At 32.3% G+C, this 18,631-nt stretch carries 14 protein-coding genes and 1 pseudogene; 10 read left to right on the top strand and 5 right to left on the bottom strand.

The window, feature by feature from the left end:
* Nucleotides 1-231: 231 nt before the first annotated feature.
* The gene (locus tag KA824_RS00585; protein ID WP_107523700.1) at nt 232-1,299 is read left to right on the top strand and encodes an acyltransferase family protein; all 1,068 of its coding nucleotides are present in this window, start codon (nt 232-234) and stop codon (nt 1,297-1,299) included.
* A 16-nt stretch (nt 1,300-1,315) separates the two neighbouring features.
* Nucleotides 1,316-3,190, top strand: a complete 1,875-nt coding sequence (locus KA824_RS00580) for a glycosyltransferase family 2 protein (RefSeq protein ID WP_107523699.1) — start codon at nt 1,316-1,318, stop codon at nt 3,188-3,190.
* A gap of 98 nt (nt 3,191-3,288) precedes the next feature.
* Here the strand turns inward: KA824_RS00580 and KA824_RS00575 are convergent, their stop codons facing one another.
* Nucleotides 3,289-4,398, bottom strand: a complete 1,110-nt coding sequence (locus KA824_RS00575) for an acyltransferase (protein ID WP_181187312.1) — start codon at nt 4,396-4,398, stop codon at nt 3,289-3,291.
* A 358-nt stretch (nt 4,399-4,756) separates the two neighbouring features.
* Here KA824_RS00575 and abc-f point away from each other — a divergent pair, with 358 nt between their 5' ends.
* Together abc-f and KA824_RS00565 are read left to right on the top strand one after the other, a co-directional pair.
* Nucleotides 4,757-6,373 (top strand): ribosomal protection-like ABC-F family protein, encoded by a 1,617-nt coding sequence (gene abc-f, locus KA824_RS00570; RefSeq protein ID WP_181187293.1) that lies wholly within the window; start codon nt 4,757-4,759, stop codon nt 6,371-6,373.
* Nucleotides 6,374-6,609: 236 nt separating this feature from the next.
* Nucleotides 6,610-7,491 carry a mechanosensitive ion channel family protein gene (locus KA824_RS00565; protein WP_040030475.1) on the top strand — a complete coding sequence of 294 codons (882 nt, stop codon included), beginning with the start codon at nt 6,610-6,612 and terminating at the stop codon, nt 7,489-7,491.
* Nucleotides 7,492-7,592: 101 nt separating this feature from the next.
* On the opposite strand, the gene KA824_RS00560 is transcribed toward KA824_RS00565, so the two are convergent.
* Nucleotides 7,593-8,327, bottom strand: coding sequence for an NAD-dependent protein deacylase (locus KA824_RS00560; RefSeq protein ID WP_107523593.1), 735 nt, complete (start codon nt 8,325-8,327; stop codon nt 7,593-7,595).
* Between the two features lie 451 nt (nt 8,328-8,778).
* Between KA824_RS00560 and KA824_RS00555 the strand changes: the two genes are divergently transcribed.
* The 3 genes and pseudogenes from KA824_RS00555 to KA824_RS00545 all read left to right on the top strand — a co-directional run bounded on the left by KA824_RS00555 (nt 8,779) and on the right by KA824_RS00545 (nt 11,082).
* Entirely contained in the window at nt 8,779-9,342 is a 564-nt protein-coding gene (locus tag KA824_RS00555; protein WP_181187292.1) for a recombinase family protein, read from the top strand.
* A 228-nt stretch (nt 9,343-9,570) separates the two neighbouring features.
* Nucleotides 9,571-9,939: pseudogene (locus KA824_RS00550) on the top strand (MBL fold metallo-hydrolase); the annotation flags it as partial.
* A gap of 15 nt (nt 9,940-9,954) precedes the next feature.
* Nucleotides 9,955-11,082, top strand: a complete 1,128-nt coding sequence (locus tag KA824_RS00545) for a zinc-dependent alcohol dehydrogenase family protein (protein WP_107383503.1) — start codon at nt 9,955-9,957, stop codon at nt 11,080-11,082.
* A 320-nt stretch (nt 11,083-11,402) separates the two neighbouring features.
* On the opposite strand, the gene KA824_RS00540 is transcribed toward KA824_RS00545, so the two are convergent.
* The gene (locus KA824_RS00540; RefSeq protein WP_107383502.1) at nt 11,403-12,179 is read right to left on the bottom strand and encodes a 3-hydroxybutyrate dehydrogenase; all 777 of its coding nucleotides are present in this window, start codon (nt 12,177-12,179) and stop codon (nt 11,403-11,405) included.
* 223 nt (nt 12,180-12,402) lie between these two features.
* Here KA824_RS00540 and KA824_RS00535 point away from each other — a divergent pair, with 223 nt between their 5' ends.
* The 3 genes from KA824_RS00535 (at nt 12,403) to ptsG (ending at nt 16,592) form a co-directional block, all read left to right on the top strand.
* Nucleotides 12,403-13,341, top strand: coding sequence for a cation diffusion facilitator family transporter (locus tag KA824_RS00535; RefSeq protein ID WP_181187291.1), 939 nt, complete (start codon nt 12,403-12,405; stop codon nt 13,339-13,341).
* Between the two features lie 214 nt (nt 13,342-13,555).
* Entirely contained in the window at nt 13,556-14,392 is an 837-nt protein-coding gene (gene glcT, locus KA824_RS00530) for a glucose PTS transporter transcription antiterminator GlcT (RefSeq protein WP_107523446.1), read from the top strand.
* A gap of 184 nt (nt 14,393-14,576) precedes the next feature.
* The gene (gene ptsG / locus KA824_RS00525) at nt 14,577-16,592 is read left to right on the top strand and encodes a glucose-specific PTS transporter subunit IIBC (protein WP_107523454.1); all 2,016 of its coding nucleotides are present in this window, start codon (nt 14,577-14,579) and stop codon (nt 16,590-16,592) included.
* 87 nt (nt 16,593-16,679) lie between these two features.
* Here ptsG and panC read toward each other — a convergent pair whose 3' ends face one another.
* Both panC and panB read right to left on the bottom strand, forming a co-directional pair.
* Nucleotides 16,680-17,528, bottom strand: a complete 849-nt coding sequence (gene panC / locus KA824_RS00520) for a pantoate--beta-alanine ligase (protein WP_107523445.1) — start codon at nt 17,526-17,528, stop codon at nt 16,680-16,682.
* Nucleotides 17,525-18,337 carry a 3-methyl-2-oxobutanoate hydroxymethyltransferase gene (gene panB, locus KA824_RS00515; RefSeq protein WP_019469232.1) on the bottom strand — a complete coding sequence of 271 codons (813 nt, stop codon included), beginning with the start codon at nt 18,335-18,337 and terminating at the stop codon, nt 17,525-17,527. The genes panC and panB overlap by 4 nt, the downstream gene beginning before the upstream one ends.
* Between the last annotated feature and the right edge of the window lie 294 nt (nt 18,338-18,631).

Below are 18,631 nucleotides of genomic sequence, written 5' to 3'. Positions count from 1 at the left end.
GGAAGTCTAAATCTTTTGATATTCTGCAGAAAAACACTAATTGTAATCAAATATATATTTATAAAATTGTATAAGGATATAGAATGTAGCGTTATTATAGATTTCAAAAACAAAGAAATGTTTGAATTCAAAAAAACATTGTAATATAATTCACGTTATTTCACGTTAAATAACGCATTTAAGTTTGCGAAAATTTACATATACATAGATAATCTAAAGAGGAGCGCAATTATGAAAGTATATACATCAATTATTTTTTGGATGAGAGCAATTGCTTGTCTAAGTATTGTGATGATTCATACAATTACTACAACATTTTATAAATTTGAAATGCCTAATGATGGCTATTTATTAAGAACTTTTCAATTACTATTATTATACGCAACACCAATGTTTGTTTTTATTTCTGAGTTTTTATTAGCCAAACATTATAAGACACAGGTTAAAGAAGGTTTTGTGAAACAGAAGTTGCTGACATTAGGAATTCCATATATCATCATTAACTTAGGTTTAGCGTATGTCTACGGGCATCCTAGTAATTTAACGGAATACTTAGATTCTGTTCAATTTATGATGTTTCATGGTGGCACGCTGACGTATTTCATTATTATTATCTTCCAATTTTATGCTTTACATATGTTATTCGCGAAACACTTAGTAAAACTTAACCCATTAAAATTAATCGCATATTCGTTAATCGTTACGACTTTATTTTGGGCTATGAGAACGTTTGTCGATGCACCTGAAGTTTGGTATTTAAATTGGTTATGGCAACGAGAAGGTTGGATGATTTTCATAGGTTGGCTTAGTTATTTCTTGCTAGGTTTTTATATGGGTTATTATTACGAAGCACTGATGTCTAATATACAAAAATATACGAAATACATTGTGTTAGGAACTACAATTGTGATAGTTATAACGTTAATCAATTATTTATCGGGCTGGCTAACACTAGTGGATTCTAAGCGTATTGACACACCGATTTATGTAACTATGATGATTTTAATCTTCTTTTTAATATCATCTTATGTTAAATATGTACCGAAATTTTTCATCTTAATTAGCAATTATTCTTTTTCAATATACTTAATTCATTACTTTATTGTTCATAGGTTAGGGACATTGCACGATCATCCTATATTCAATATACTATTCACATTTACGCTGACAATTACGTTCTCAATGTGTATTGCTTATGTGTTTAACCAGTTCAAACTAGGTAAATATATAGTGGGTGGCATCGGGAATGTTAAGTATGACAAGTTTTATCAAAGTTATAAAAACAATCTAGTGGATTAAAAAAGGGGAGAATTGAATGAATAAATTAGTCTCGGTTATTATATCGGTCTATAATAAGGAACCATTCTTAAAAAAATGCATTGAATCTTTAATCAATTTAAGTATGGAACACTCAAAATTAGAGGCAATTTTTGTCGATGATTGTTCTACAGATCATTCGGTAGCAATGATTGAAAGTTATGCTAGTCAGTATGATTTTATAAAATTAATTCAGTTACCAACGAATACAGGTAGTCCTTCAGAACCAAGAAATATAGGTATTAAAGAGGCGAAGGGCAAATATATCGCCTTATTGGATGCTGATGACTGGTTAGATACAGAAGGATTTCCTAGATTTATGGAGAAAGTAAATGCAGATGATGCAGAGTTAGGCTTAGGACAAACTTTCAAACATACAAATAAAAGCATTACATATCATGCTAGATTCACAGCATATAAAGATGCATCAAATCTGATGCCACAAGATATTGAAAAAATTTTTCGAGCAGTAGGGCCACCGGGCAAAGTATTCAAACGCGATATTGTAATTAATAATCAGATTCAATTTGAACATATGAAATTTGGTGAGGACAAATTATTTTTCATTGATCTTATTTCTAAGATTCAAAATATTACAATGTCTACGATACCTGCTTATCATGTGAATAGATACGATGAGAATCAATCACTTGTGAAAGAGACTTCAGTGGTAGATAAAGCTTATTTGAATGTGAATATAACCAAGCGCATTTGTAATATGGATATATCTGAATCTCTGAAAAAGATGATGTTATCTAGAATGGTGGAAGTAGACTTTTTTAGAAGGTTGTTGCATACAAAAACGTTTTTAAAATCTGATGATAAGCAAACGTTCTATGCTATTTTTGACGAAGTAGAACATATACTAAATGAATCTGGTTATCATATGAAGGAATTTATTAACAATAAAAAATTCATAGCTATGTATACTTTATACCATCAAGAAGATAAAGAACCCTTTTTAAACCTTACAGAAGCACTTGTTTATGGTTATTGGCATTATTATATAAATAAAGATGCGATTTACATGGAAATTGATGGTAATTATGATGTTTTAGAACCCACACCTGTGCGTTGTTATCCAGTTTATGAAGGGACGCAAATGCTAAATGGTGAATTATATGAAGTGATTAAAGTATTGAAACCGGAAAATATACAAATCAATGGTGTGAAATTAGTTGAAATTAATAACTCAGCGAACGCGTATCATGTCGATTATGTGTATAAAGATAAAAACATTTATATTCATCAGCAACAATTTAAGCAAGCGAAAGAGATAGATGTTAACCTCGGTGTCGAATTTGGTGAAATGAATGATATCGCCTTGGTTTACGCTTCTTACCCAAGTAATAATGAAATTTATAAAATGAAACGACAAAGCTTTAAGTTAGAGTTCGTCAATAAATTGAGAGAAAAATACAAAGGGAAATATTTCTTAACGGCTTCAGAACCATTGATGACGCTTAAAAAAACAAATGTATATCGTGACATTGAATTTAAAGAACAGCTCGTGAGCTTAAATCCAGGTACGAAAGTGGTGCCGACAGACGTTCAGTTCACATCGAATGGTACACCTAGATTAATTCTTGAAGACGGTAGTGTGATCACTGCTAATAAAGATTTTGTAACACAGATTAACATGGATGACCATCACAAATATATTACAGAGGTTCCTAGTGAGGTTAAAATTAAAAAAGTTTGTAAGTTGTATAACTCTAGAACATTTAAAAATGAACCACTAGAAACACTTAAAGTTGGAGATACGATTAACATAGCTAATATTGTCTATACTAATAAATCAACACCACGATTAGTCACACAAGAAGGAAATTACTTAACAGCAAACAAAGATTTTATTGAAGTAATATCGTAATATTGAAGTAATGAATATATTTAAGAGGCTACTAAATAACCGAAAGTATTGGTTTATAGTAGCCTCTTTGTTATAAAAAATTATTGGAATTAGTTAAGTTAATGCGTTGCCTCACGAATAAAATATTTAGTTTGATTACTTACGATTTTGGACTTTTTAGGCACTGGAACGATATAGTTTCCATTCGGAATTTTAATAAGCAAATTAATGATTATTACAGATATAGTAACTATAATAATAAATAAAATACCGTATAATAAAAAGCTATCCCTATTATCAAAAATTGCTATTTTCATTACAATCCATTTTACTAAAGGATGTACTAAATAAATTCCCATAGAGTAATTACCGATTAAAGTTAGTATTTTCATGATTGATTTACTTTTTCTGATAAGAAGGTAAAAATAAATTAAAAATGCTAAGAAAAACGGTGTATATAGTAAAAACATTGGATGGGATGATGTTACGAAATGATCTAAATCAATAAATATTAAAAATGAAATAAAAACGACTACAATAGAAGGTAATAATAAGGTTTTATATTTTCTAATACCCATGTTTATCTCCTCGTAATATCTTGCGAATACAATCCCTAAAATAAAATAAGAAATCCAATTGAAAATAAACGCTCTACTCATAACAAAAGTACCTATGACCGGTATATCAATTGAAAATTGTTCGTAGTTCAATTGCCAGAATATAGTGAGTATTGTAGAGAAAACGTATGTTAGCAGTAATGGTAAGCCTTTTTTAATTTTTTGTAAGACTGGAAATAAAATATAAAACTGAAGAACGGTTAATATAAAATATAAATGGTAATTTCCAGTTCCAAATAAATAATATCCTATAAAGTTTTTATTACTATCTAGGTTTACCTCAACAACGCCTAAGTAGTATAAATAGACAGTTGTCCAAATTATGTATGGTACAAATATTTTAGTAAATCGTGATTTTACAAAATAGTTTAAATCAAAACCGCGTTTCAAGACAGAATGTGTTAATAAAAAGGCACTAATAACTGCAAAAACAGGAGTGCCGAGCCGACCAATCTGGCTAAGATACCCTGCAATAATTGTCATACTAAGACTGTTTTCGTTATTTATGTATGAAACAGATAGATGAACACATACAATAAATAGCGTTGCAATAGACCTAATAATAGGTATTTCTTCAAAATACTCCCCCCAAAAGATTGAAATTACACACATCCATTTATTATATAGCATACTGTTTGTTTAATCTAGAAGTAAAAATAGTGAAAATTTAATATTAAATGATTAATATTAATGATATTTCTATTACGATTGAGCATTCATATTAATAAGTGATATAAATGAATCTTTAAAAAATAAACAAAATATTGTAAAATGTTTATTGATTATATAAAAGGAGGTGTCGTAATGTTTCTTATAGCGCAAAGTTGCAGATTTTTACAAATCGTTCGCAACAAATTTTCAGGATTAACTTCAAAATTGGTGAAGTCTGTCTTTTTTGAAATTAATCAACAGTCTATAAGGAACTGACACCTGAATTTTGCTTCCTTATAGACGATATGGAGGAAGTAAAATGAATATATTAAACGCATCTAACATTTCTAAAAGATTTATTGAAGAAACTTTATTCGATGATATTAAAATTACTCTTAACGCTGGAGATACTATTGGTTTAGTAGGTAGAAATGGAGAAGGTAAGACTACCTTATTGAATTTATTATCTGGTATAGAAAAACCATCATCAGGCGTAATCAGTTGGAAGAAAAATTTAAAGATTGGTTATTTAAACCAAATACCTGAATACGAATCACATCAAAACATTTATCAATGTTTGCAATCTGTGTTTCAAACTTTAAATCGTATATCAGACCAACTTGAAGTGATTGAAGAAAAAATGAGTCATGAAACGGAAAATATAGATAATTTAATGTCTCGGTATGGCGAATTACAGTCATATTATGAAGCGCATGATGGTTATGAAATAGATGCTAAAATACGTAGAGTAGCTAATGGTTTAAATATAGAACATTTGCTCGAATCAAAATGGGGAGATTTATCTGGTGGAGAACGTACAAAAGTAGGTATTGCGCAAATATTGATTAAACCCACAGATTTATTACTTTTAGATGAGCCGACGAATCACCTTGATTTTAGTTCTATCGAATGGTTAGCTAACTATATTGAGAATTACGAAGGCGCTACAGTAATTGTTTCGCATGATCGCTATTTTTTAGATGAAACAGTACAGCAAATTATAGAAATAAATCAGAAGCAACTTTATAGTTATAATGGCAATTATTCATATTTTGTTGAAGAGAGAGAAAAAAGGTTACTAGTTGAATTTGAAGCTTATAAAACACAACAAAAGAAAATTAAAAAAATGAAAGAATCCATTAAGCAATTAAAATTATGGGCGAGCCAAGCAAAACCACCCAACGCTGCAATGTACCGTCGGGCTAAAAGTATGGAAAAAGCCTTAAATCGTATCAAGCGTTTGGAAAAGCCAACGATAGATTCACAAAAAATGAACATAGTGCTTGAAGAAGGTAAACGTGTTTCAAACAAAGTCATTGAAATGGAAAATGTGGCTAAAGCATATGATTCTTTATTATTTGAAAATGTGGATATGTTGATTAGAAGAGGTGAGCATGTTGCTATTATTGGTGACAATGGAACAGGTAAATCAACCCTTTTAAAAATGATTTTAGGACAAGTTTCTGTAGATGAAGGTTCAATTAAAACTGCAAACAATTTAAAAATTGGATATCTTTCTCAGCATGAGTTTGAGGAAGTTGAAAATGATACTATATTAAATATTTTTCGAGAAAAGGTGGATGTAACAGAAGGTCAGGCTAGACATATGTTAGCTAACTTTATGTTTTATGGCAAAGACGTTTTTAAAAAAGTTAATGATTTAAGTGGTGGAGAAAGAATCAGGCTTAGATGGGCGCAACTAGTAAATAGTGATTATAATTTACTAGTTTTAGATGAACCAACGAACCATTTAGATATAGATGCAAAAGAAACAATTGAAGAAGCTTTATTGGATTATGAAGGTACCATCATTACTGTGTCACATGATAGATACTTTCTTAATAAGCTATTTAGCGTCACTTATTTGTTGAAAAATAAAAATTTTGAAAAGTTTCATGGAAATTATAACTATGTTAAAAATAAAGGTTTTCTATAATTTATATACACACAAAATAAAGCAGGATAGCGGATGTCTATCCTGCTTTTAGACTGCATATTGAAATAAAAGTGTCACTTTAAGTTAAAGTGAGTTGTTCAAAACCTTCAAGGGTTTAGATAACATTTAAAGTATGATAACTTTTGTAATGGGAAAAGCAATTTCTTAATAAATCACTACTATTTGATGTATTGTAACGCAATCGTATAGCGAGCTAAGAATGGGGGAAATACAATATGAATCAATTGAAGCAATTTTTTATGAAGTTGATTGAACCACTAACACAGGTTGAATTTTATCAATCACTTTTAGTTAATATATTAATTATTGTGGCATATATTTTGATAGGTATTATTGTGATTACCATTGCGAAGAAATTAGTGACTAAATTTTTCAAAGCAAATGCAAAGAAAAAAACACATTATAAAATTAAACGAAGTGAGACGTTATCTACACTTGTTCAAAATCTAATTAGTTATGTTGTATGGTTTATCGTACTCACATCTATACTTTCACGCTTTGGGATAAGCGTATCGGCAATTTTAGCCGGTGCTGGTGTGGTCGGTCTAGCGGTCGGCTTCGGTGCACAAACAATTGTCAAAGATATCATAACCGGTTTCTTTATTATATTTGAAGGACAATTTGACGTGAGTGATTATGTGCAAATTAATGCGTCTGGTGTGACGATTGCAGAGGGTACAGTTAAAACAATTGGTTTAAGATCAACACGCATACAATCAGATACAGGTGAAATATATACTTTACCCAATGGAACAATAAGTGAAATTGTAAACTACTCTGCAACAGATGTATCACCACTAGTGATGATACCCGTTTCACCATCAGAAGATTATGAAATGATAGAGAAAAAATTATTAGACTTTTTACCAACACTCAAAGATAAATATGATATGTTTGTTGCAGCACCTGATTTATTAGGGTTAGACAGTATCGACGGCAATCAAATGATTATTAAATTATTAGTACATGTAAAGCCAGGTATGCATTTTCCAGGTCAGAGATTATTGCGTAAAGAAGTTTTACATTACCTTAATAAAGAAGGTATTTCTATGCCAAAACCAACGCTGGCTAAATTTGAAGAACCAGTAATTGAATAATATTGAAATTATAAAAAGAGAAAGCGTATCTACATGCATAATGCATGTAGATACGCTTTTTATTTTTTAAACGATACGCGCATACTCATTTATTTGGAAATTTACAATGTTGCATACAGTTCATTAATGACTGAAACCATGTCATCGTGTATTACTAAATTTGCATCACTATCATAAGGTGTAGGGTCCCTGTTAATAATAACTAAGTTTTGACCCTCAAAGTTTGATATAAGACCGGCGGCAGGCTGAACGACCAGTGAAGAACCTAAAACAACTAGGGTGTCAGCTGATTTGATTTTATGTAGAGCATCAAATATCGTGTCTTGATTTAGCATTTCTCCATAAAGTACGATATCTGGTCTGATTGCACTGCCACAAGTTTCACAATGACGTAGGTTATGATGAATAACGTATTGTTTAGAATATTTTTGCACACAGTTAATACAATAAAATCGGTTTAGTGTACCATGTAGTTCATCTGTGTGTGAACTCCCGGCATCTGAATGTAGGCCGTCAATGTTTTGAGTGATGACACCCAGTGATTGTTGATGCTGTTCAAGTTGAGCAATCCACTGATGAACGATATTTGGCTTTTTGTCAGCAAAGAGTAAATAATCATGACAAAAATTAATAAAGCCTTCTGGATCATTTTGGAAATACGCTTCACTTAATAAATACTCAGGAGAGTAACCATTTTTTGAAATTTCCTCATATAAACCACCAATAGAACGAAAGTCAGGAATACCACTTGCAACAGATATACCTGCTCCTGTGAAAAATGTAATGCTATTAGAAGTATCAATGATATTTTTTAATAATTCAATGTTACGTTTCATGAAATCACTCCGTTAAAAAATTTAACACCTAAAGAAATTTTGAAATTTCCAATATTATATTCAAATCAATTTTAAAATGAAGTATTGATTTTAGCAAATTCAGGATAGTGAGTATATCTAACTTGCAAGAATCCTTAGAACTTTCGATATATTGAAAGAAGAAAGGTGATAATAAATGATTAAATATTCAGCTCACAGTAAGCAACATTTCAATAAGTGTTATTTTACATGTCATTTTACTTGATATATGAGAATGATTTTACCTAGTAAATGAGAAAATGAAACAGAGTGTCCAGAAAATAACCATTTTTTGGACACTCTGTTTTTATGTCTAAATAAGTAAGGATTATATAGATTTGTGTGTTCAAAAACCCAACAATAAATCTATGTTCACAAAAGACCTTCAAATTAAGTTATGGTACACTGAATACGTATATAGGAGGTGTGTATTTTGAAAATAGGTTATGCAAGAGTTTCAACCGGATTACAAAATTTGAATTTACAGGAAGATCACTTAAATGCATACGGTTGTGAAAAGATATTTAACGACCATATAAGTGGTTCAAAAAGTAAAAGACCCGGCTTAGATAAAGCAATTGAATTTGCGAGATCTGGAGATACGATTGTTGTTTGGAGATTGGACAGATTAGGACGTAATATGGAGGATTTAATCACATTAGTTAATGAACTTAACGAACGAGGTGTGAGTTTTCATAGTTTAGAAGAAAATATAACGATGGATAAATCTAGTTCTACAGGACAATTATTATTTCATTTATTCGCAGCATTTGCAGAATTTGAACGCAACTTAATTTTAGAACGTTCTTCAGCTGGTCGAATTGCAGCACGTGCGAGAGGAAGATATGGAGGTAGACCAGAAAAGTTAAACAAAAAAGATTTGAAATTACTTAAGACACTTTATGATAATGGGACACCCATTAAAACAATTGCAGAGCAGTGGCAAGTTTCACGTACAACAATTTATCGTTATCTCAATAAATTAGAGGGACAATAGAATAAACACAAGTAGAATAACTAATCAATTTTACGAAAATAAATATACTAAATATTTTTATATATCATTAACGTATAAATAACCTTGATTCAATACTACTCGATGCAAATGAAGGCTTCTTGCAGCGTCTAGAAAGCTTGTATTGTTATCAAAATGATATAGCTAAATAAATACTTCATTTTCTCATTTACTAGGTAAAATCATTCTCAGATTTCAGGTAAAGTGACAGATATCGACGCTTGGATTAAAAGTGATTTGACTTGGCAAACTATAGCGCGAGATCAAGCACATCTAAACCTTGTAGATGGTGTGAAAGTACTCAACTTTGGTAGTGGACATGCCTGGGGAATGATTGGACTGGAAATTGAAACTGAAGAGTTAGGGACACTCATATTAGCTTCTGATGCCATTTACACACAAGAAAGTATGGAACCTAAATTACAACCACCTGGTATTCTTTATGATTCAGTTGGATGGGCAAATTCTGTGGAATATATTAAGCGCCTTGCTCAAGAAAAGAATGCAGAAATTTGGTTTGGACATGATGGTAACCAATTTGAATCTTTTAGAAAATCTACGGATGGTTATTATGAATAAAGGATGTGTGAAGCAATGAAAACAAAAGCAGCAGTATTATATGAAATGGGAGTTGAAGGGCCTTATGAAAAAACGGAGCCTTTAAAAATAGAAACTTTAAACCTCGATGCCCCAAAACAGAATGAAGTGCTCATTAAAATTCATGCCGCGGGTTTATGTCATTCTGATTTGTCAGTGATTAATGGGAGCCGTCCAAGACCAATGCCTATGGCGCTTGGCCATGAAGCAGCAGGTGAAATTATAGAATTAGGTGAAGGCGTTAGTGATTTTGAAATTGGAGACCACGTTGTTTGTACTTTTATCCCTAGCTGCGGTAAATGTATACCATGTCGTGAAGGAAGACCTGCATTATGTGAAAATGGTGCAGCTTCCAATGAGACGGGTGAAATGATAGAAGGTGGGTTCCGCTTATCTAAAGAAAAAGATGTCATACACCATCATTTAGGTGTTTCAGGATTTTCAGAATATGCTGTTGTCTCAGAAAATTCAATAGTGAAAATAGATCCAGAAATTCCTTATGAACGGGCAGCAGTGTTTGGTTGTGCTGTCATTACAGGTATAGGTGCTGTTATAAATACAGCTCAGATTAGGCCGGGTAGTAACGTAGCGGTAGTGGGGCTTGGAGGCATTGGACTAAATGCCATAATAGGTGCAAGACTGGCTGGTGCTAATGAAATTATTGCTTTAGACATTAACGAGGACAAATTTGAAATTGCTAAAACTTTAGGTGCAACAGCAGTGTTTAACTCAAGTGATGAAAATGTGATTGATGATGTTAAAGCATATGTAACAGGTGGTGCTGAATACGTGTTTGAAACAGCAGGTGTGGTACCTGCGATGCAAGTAGCATATGCGATAACAAAACGTGGTGGTTCAACAGTGACCACAGGTTTACCTGATCCAAAAGCAGAATTTTCATTTCCACAAGTAACTTTAGCTGCTGAAGAGAGAACGGTTAAAGGTTCATATGTGGGAAGTTGTGTTCCTGATCGTGATATACCAAGATTTGTGAGCTTATATCGTCAAAACAGGCTTAATATTGATCCATTAATCAGTGATGTCATCTCATTAGATCAGATTAATAAAGGTTTTGATCAATTAGCAAATGGCGATGCCGGTAGAATTATTATTAAAATGTCTTAATTAATGATTCAAATATAATAGGTAACAAGGTTATAAATAATGACATGGTTGGGACTCATTTTGACAATTAAATGAGTCAAGTAACCTTAGATTAGTTAAAACAGTATTCAATTCATGAACCTATATAAAAATTGACAGTGGCGAGATAGATAACACAAGCTTTAACACATACGGTTAGTCTTCGGTTTGTCTGCGCGTAATGTTCGCGCATGCTCTAATATATAGTTGTACCGTTGCAAAACTGATTTGGATTTATAGTATAAAAAGACGATTACTTTACTTAAAATTTGTAAAGTCATCGTCTTTGTTATTGTTAAAAATTATTGTGCTGTATAGCCGCCATCAATTACGATTGATTGTCCAGTGACACTTTGAGCTTTATCACTAGCGATGAACACAGCATAGTCAGCAACTTCTTGAATATTCACAAGTTGTTTTTGTGGAATGAGTGGGAATAATACTTCTTCTAATACTTGTTCAACACTCACATTTCTTGTTTTGGCAAGGTCGTTCATTTGGCCTCGAACAAGTGGTGTATCGATATATCCAGGACAGATTGCATTGACTGTCACACCATCTTCAGCTGCCTCTAAAGCTGTAACTTTTGTTAGACCAATGATGCCATGTTTGGCACTGTTATAGGCAGATTTGCCAGAAAAACCAACGAGCCCGTTGATCGAAGACATATTTAAAATTCGTCCATATTGTTGTTTCTTCATTATTGGAAGTACATGCTTTGTCATAATAAATGTACCAACTAGCATAATATCTATCATTTGTTTGAATTTATCAGTTGGAAAATCTTCAATATTTGCCACGTTTTGCAAACCTGCGTTGTTAATTAAAATATCAATCTGGCCATACTGTTTTACGGTTTCATCTACTAATGCTTCTACATCTTTTTCATTAGAAACATCAGCAGTAAAACCCATACAATCAAAGCCATTTGCTTTAAATGATTCAACTGCATGATTTAATGCTTCTTGATTAATATCGGTAAATACAACTTTTGCACCTTCATTTAAAAATACCTTAGCAATTTCCAATCCAATGCCACTCGCTGCACCTGAAATGATTGTAATTTTGTCTTTTAACATATATTTGCCTCCCTTTTGCATATCATAATTAGCTTACATTTGTTCAATGGATAAGTAAAATGAATGGTTTAATTGCGCTATAGCTATTGTTTATGGAAAATTTGGTTATATAAAACCAAGACAATTCAATAATAAATATATTTTAATTAAAAATAATAGTATAAATTATTTGGGGGAGAGGGTATAATTTAGAGTAGCTAAAGTAAATGGGAGGCTAAAGTTATTGAGTAGAAGAGAATATTTTCATCATGTTGATCATCGGAAAAAGCAACAAAACTCTAAATTAACACTGTGGATAACTTTCTTTATTACACTGATATTTACCATAGTAGAGTTTGTTGGTGGCGTACTTTCAAATTCTTTAGCATTGTTATCTGATTCGTTTCATATGTTAAGTGATGTTATCGCATTAAGTTTGTCAATGGTTGCGATATATTTTGCAACGAAAAAACCTACGTCACGTTTTACATTTGGCTATCTGAGGCTAGAAATATTAGCTGCTTTTTTAAATGGTTTAGCGTTAATGATTATTTCATTATGGATCCTGTATGAAGCAGTTAAACGTATGATTTATCAGCAACCAATTGAAAGTGGTGTTATGGTTATCATAGCCACGATTGGTTTATTCGTTAATATCGTATTGACAATCATTCTTGTACGTTCTTTAAAACAGGAAGACAATATTAATGTTCAAAGCGCATTATGGCATTTCATGGGAGATTTATTAAACTCAATCGGTGTTATCGTTGCCGTTGTGTTAATTCACATAACAGGATGGCAGATGATAGACCCACTCATCAGTATCGTTATTTCCTTAATTATATTACGCGGTGGATGGAAAATTGCTAGAAATGCTTGGTTTGTATTAATGGAAGCTGTACCTGAAAAGTTCGATACAGATAAAGTGATTGCTGACATGAAAAGTATAAAAGGGATTGATGATGTTCATGAATTTCATTTGTGGAGCATAACCACAGAACATTTTTCCTTGAGTGCACATGTTGTACTGAGTAGTCAATCAGAGATTGAATCGTATGAAGTAATAAATAATGTTTCTAAATTATTGGAAAATAAACACAATATCAAGCACACAACATTACAAATTGAAAACCTTAGCATCAATAATCACTCTAAGACGTATTATGAAAATTTGAAATCATAAATATTGAGTGTTTGCAGAAACTTAATTTATTGAATGTTTGTTTATATAGACAGAAAAAAGTACAACGTTTAAACAAGCTTTCGTATCGCGCTATAGAAACGTACTAAGTCTTTTTATAAAATATGATTATTTTGAAGGCCCATACATCTTCTTAGTTTTAATTTGTTAAAATATACTATATAATTTTAAGCAATAACTAAGAAAGGTGTATATGATGGGTCAATATCAAATTACGAAACCATTAAACAATAATGTTATTATTTGTATGCATCAAAAACGTGAAGTGGTCCTTATCGGCAAAGGGATTGGGTTCAATAAGAAACCAGGGATGGTTGTTGATGATGAGACAATGATAGAAAAAGTTTATGCGTTAGAACAGAAAAAGCAACAAGAACATTATAAAGCTCTTATTGAACAAGCTGATGATTCTGTCATTCAAGCGATTATTGAGGTAATTAATATGATTACTAGCACAGATTTAGAAATTGATGATAATCGTTTAATTGTAGCATTAACCGACCACATTATATTTGCATATAAACGATTAAAGCAAAATCAATACATTAACAACCCTTTTGCAATCGAAACGAGACATCTATACCCTGAAGCTTATAAAATAGCTGCTTCGGTTATCTATAAACTCAATTCGGTATTGTCACTCCAATTTCCAGAAGATGAGGTTGGTTTTATAGCACTACATATTGCATCTAATATGGAAAAACTAACAATGAGCGAAATGACTAAAATTAATGATTTAATCAGTAAATGTATTCAAATTGTGGAGCATGATTTACATCAACCTATTGATACGACATCTGTACAATATCAAAGATTTATTAGACATATTCAATTTTTAATTAGAAGACTGAGCATAGGCGAAACGATTAAGTCGCAAATCGAATTTGAAAAGATGTTGAAAGCGCATTATCCGCTGTGCTATAATGTTGCTGTCAAGATAATGAAAATGATGCAAAAACAGTTAGGTGTCACAGTATATGAAGCAGAAGTTATTTATTTAACGTTACATATCAGCCACTTAACACAACAATAAATAAGCACGTGTAACTGATTCGATCAGGCATGAGTACTTAGACAGAGCAAAAGCTCAGTTTATTTACTCATGCCTTTTTTTGTGTCTTTAACCTTGTTTTGACGCAATATATAGGAACTTATAATGTATTATGTTTTTGTACATAAACGTTATATAGTTTCTTGAAAATGGAGGATACTATATGATGTGGAAGAAATTTTTTGGTCAGCTTCAACGTATTGGTAAGGCTTTAATGTTACCTGTGGCCATCTTACCAGCGGCGGGTTTATTGTTGGCTTTTGGAACAGTTTTGCAAGGAGAAGTTTTACAATCTTACCTTCCATTTATTAAAGCAGATGGATTTCAACATGTTGCACAAATGATGGAAGGTGCAGGGGTTGTCATTTTCGATAATTTACCAATGATTTTTGCATTAGGTGTGGCTATTGGTTTAGCTGGCGGAGATGGTGTAGCTGCGATTGCTGCATTTGTAGGATTTATGATTATGAATAAAACCATGGGAGCATTTTTAGGTATTACAGCAGATAATGTCAGTGATGCTGCTAGTGGTTATGCAAATGTATTAGGTATTCCTACCTTACAGACAGGTGTGTTTGGTGGGATTATCATTGGTGCACTTGCTGCATGGTGTTATAACAAATTCTATAATATTTCATTGCCAAGTTATTTAGGTTTTTTTGCTGGTAAACGTTTTGTGCCAATTATGATGGCAACGTGTTCTTTCATTCTTGCATTTCCAATGGCATGGATTTGGCCAACCATTCAATATGGTTTAAATGCATTCAGTGAAGGTCTCTTAGAATCAAATACAGGAATAGCAGTATTTTTATTTGGTTTTATTAAACGTTTGTTAATACCATTTGGTTTACATCATATTTTTCATGCACCTTTTTGGTTTGAGTTTGGGAGTTTTAAAAATGCGGCTGGACAAATTATTCATGGAGATCAGCGAATTTTTATTGCTCAAATCACTGAAAATGTACCACTGACAGCTGGTAAATTCATGGGTGGAGAGTTCCCAGTAATGATGTTTGGACTACCTGCTGCTGCTCTAGCAATTTATCATTCAGCGAAGAAAGAAAATCGTAAAGTGGTTGGTGGTCTGATGTTATCAGGTGCCTTAACATCATTCCTTACGGGTATTACAGAACCGTTGGAATTTTCATTCTTATTTGTAGCGCCGCTCTTGTTCTTTATTCATGCAGTGCTAGATGGATTTGGCTTCTTAATTATGTACTTATTGAATGTACATTTAGGCTATACCTTCTCAGGTGGATTTATTGATTTCTTACTGTTGAACATCTTACCTAATAAGACAGCTTGGTGGCTTGTTATTCCAGTAGGCTTAGTTTATGCAGTGCTTTATTACTTTATATTTAGATTTATTATCAAAAAATTAAATTATAAAACGCCTGGTAGAGAAGATAAAGAAATGCAAAATAATTCTGTATCAGTGAGTGAGCTACCGTTTAAAGTTTTAGATGCGATGGGTGGGAAAGACAATATTAAACACCTTGATGCATGTATTACACGTTTGAGAGTAGAAGTTAATGAAAAAGCTCAAGTAGATGTTGAAGGTTTGAAACAGCTAGGTGCTTCAGGCGTACTAGAAGTAGGCAATAATATGCAGGCAATTTTTGGACCAAAATCAGATCAAATTAAACATGATATGGCACAAATTATCGCTGGTAATATTACAAAACCAGAGGAGACAACGACTGAAAGTGAAGCTATGAATGAATCAGTTACAGTCGAAAGTGAAACGATTTATGCACCACTTAAAGGACGTACAGTACCGTTAAATGAAGTGCCAGACCAAGTATTTAGTGATAAATTAATGGGTGATGGTCTTGCGATTTATCCGGATAATGGAGAGGTTGTGGCACCATTTGATGGTACAGTGGAGTTAGTCTTCCCTACCAAACATGCGATAGGTTTAAAATCTGAATCAGGTGTAGAAGTGTTAATTCACTTTGGTTTAGAGACTGTTGGATTGCAAGGGGAAGGTTTTACAGTACATGTAGATTCTGGAGAGACGATTGTAAAAGGTCAATCACTTATGACTGTAGATTTAGACTATATTAAAACGCATGCGAAAAGTGACATTACGCCTATTATCGTAACTAATTCAGGAGAACACGAGATTAAAACAACACATGACGGTGCAGTCGACATAGGAGAAGTGTTAATTAAATTATAATATATATAAAACCTCTTAATTCACAATATAGTGCAAATAAGAGGTTTTTTTGTGTATATACGAGTATTAGTTTTATTATCCAGTTAATTAATCTCCGATAATCATATTATCTATTAAACGTGCTTTGTTGAATTTTACTGCAAGGGAAATGAAAATTTTTCCATTAATGTGAGTGATTGCTTCTAATTCTGGATAACTATATATAGCTACTGTTTCTATATTACCGGATGTATGCTGTTTAATATAAGTTTTGGCTATGTCTATTAATTTGGCACAATTACGTTCTCCTTGAAGGTATTGTTCATTGGCTAACTGTAAACTTTTATATAGTGCTGGCGCTTCTTGTCGTTCTGTAGGCGCCAAATAAACATTGCGTGAACTTTTAGCGAGACCGTCTGATTCACGTACTGTATTAACACCAATGATATCTATTGGGTGATTAAAATCTACGGCCATTTTTTCAACGATAGCTAGTTGCTGCGCATCTTTTTTGCCGAAATACGCACGATGTGGTCGAATAATATTAAATAATTTGTTAACAACTGTGATGACACCATTGAAATGGCCAGGGCGTTGTGCACCTTCTAAAACAGTGGCGAGTCTACCAGCATTTAACGTTATCGTGGGTTTTTCTGGGTACATCTCTTCTACTGTAGGATAAAAGATATAGTCTACACCAACAGACGCTGCCTTAATTTTATCTTGGTCTATATTTCTAGGGTACGCATCAAAATCTTCATTTGGTCCAAATTGTAATGGATTTACAAAAATACTGATGATTGTAATGTCATTTTCCTTTACTGATTGTGACATCATTTCTAAATGACCTTCGTGTAAAGCCCCCATCGTTGGAACAAAGCCGAGGGAGTGATTGTTTTTTATTAAATTTGTACTTATTTTACTCATTTCTTTGATAGATGTAATTAATGTTGTCATTCTGATACCTCATCCATAATTTGTTTTTTATAAGTGTGTGAAACATCAGGAAATATTTCGTTTTTGACTTCTTTATGATACTGCATTAAAGCGGTTATGCCACTGGAAAAATCTCCATATTGCTTTACGAATTTGGCTTGATGAGGAACTTCATAATTGAGTACATCATGATAGACCAATACTTGTCCATCAGTATCTTTACCTGCACCTATACCAATCACTGGGATGTCTAAATTTTTGGTGATTTGTGCAGCTAAATCACTCGGAACAGCTTCTAAAACGAGCATGATAGCGCCAGCTTGTTGTACAGCGTAAGCATCGTTTATGAGTTGTTGTGCGGTTTCTTTTGTATTGGCTTGCATCTTATATCCAGTGATACCAACACTTTGTGGGGTAAGTCCTAAATGTGAAACGACTGGTATACCGATGTTCTGGCAATTGTTTATAAAATCAATTAAATGTGCGCCTTCGACTTTAATTGCATTTGCATTTGTTTGCTTGTATAAATTTATAGCATTTTCTAAATCAGAGTGTTCACTAATACCAACAGCACCAAAAGGAACATCAACAATCATAAAGGTATTAGGGGCACCGCGACGCACTGCTTTCGCATGATGGATCATATCTGACATCGTTACTTGAACCGTACTTTCATAACCTAACACCGTCATACCCAAAGAATCTCCAACTAAAAGAGTATCGATTTGTGCAGTTTCTGCTTGTTTTGCACTAGGGTAATCATAAGCTGTAACCATTGAAATTTTATTAGCATGCTGTTTCATATCTATTAAATGCTTTAATGTTAACAATTATACTCAACTCCGTTGTCTAAATATTTTTATATTTAATCATATAGTAACGAATGTATTCGAAAAATAAAATTAATTTAGTAATTTAATACATCTTTTTATACTAGATAAATAAATTAAAAAGTTTCATACGAGAAAAAAGAGGTTACAATTACAAATAATATTAGGTGTGTAATACATATTAGTTTATAATAACTAGTAAATAATAAATGAAATGTACAATATAAATGATTAGTTTTTAAATTTATTAAGGCAAACGATATAAATACTACACTATAGGTATGAAAATGAGGG

Source organism: Staphylococcus sp. GDY8P198P (assembly GCF_017891615.1).
Lineage (GTDB): Bacteria > Bacillota > Bacilli > Staphylococcales > Staphylococcaceae > Staphylococcus > Staphylococcus cohnii.
Note: the sequence above shows the minus strand (reverse complement) of the source record. Positions and strands in the feature narration are given on the sequence as shown.

Bases quoted from the DNA above. Each gene is read 5' to 3' on its own strand.
- KA824_RS00585 (WP_107523700.1), top strand. From the start codon at position 232: ATGAAAGTATATACATCAATTATTTTTTGGATGAGAGCAATTGCTTGT.
- KA824_RS00580 (WP_107523699.1), top strand. From the start codon at position 1,316: ATGAATAAATTAGTCTCGGTTATTATATCGGTCTATAATAAGGAACCA.
- KA824_RS00575 (WP_181187312.1), bottom strand. From the start codon at position 4,398: ATGTGTGTAATTTCAATCTTTTGGGGGGAGTATTTTGAAGAAATACCT.
- abc-f (WP_181187293.1), top strand. From the start codon at position 4,757: ATGAATATATTAAACGCATCTAACATTTCTAAAAGATTTATTGAAGAA.
- KA824_RS00565 (WP_040030475.1), top strand. From the start codon at position 6,610: ATGAATCAATTGAAGCAATTTTTTATGAAGTTGATTGAACCACTAACA.
- KA824_RS00560 (WP_107523593.1), bottom strand. From the start codon at position 8,327: ATGAAACGTAACATTGAATTATTAAAAAATATCATTGATACTTCTAAT.
- KA824_RS00545 (WP_107383503.1), top strand. From the start codon at position 9,955: ATGAAAACAAAAGCAGCAGTATTATATGAAATGGGAGTTGAAGGGCCT.
- KA824_RS00540 (WP_107383502.1), bottom strand. From the start codon at position 12,179: ATGTTAAAAGACAAAATTACAATCATTTCAGGTGCAGCGAGTGGCATT.
- glcT (WP_107523446.1), top strand. From the start codon at position 13,556: ATGGGTCAATATCAAATTACGAAACCATTAAACAATAATGTTATTATT.
- ptsG (WP_107523454.1), top strand. From the start codon at position 14,577: ATGTGGAAGAAATTTTTTGGTCAGCTTCAACGTATTGGTAAGGCTTTA.
- panC (WP_107523445.1), bottom strand. From the start codon at position 17,528: ATGACAACATTAATTACATCTATCAAAGAAATGAGTAAAATAAGTACA.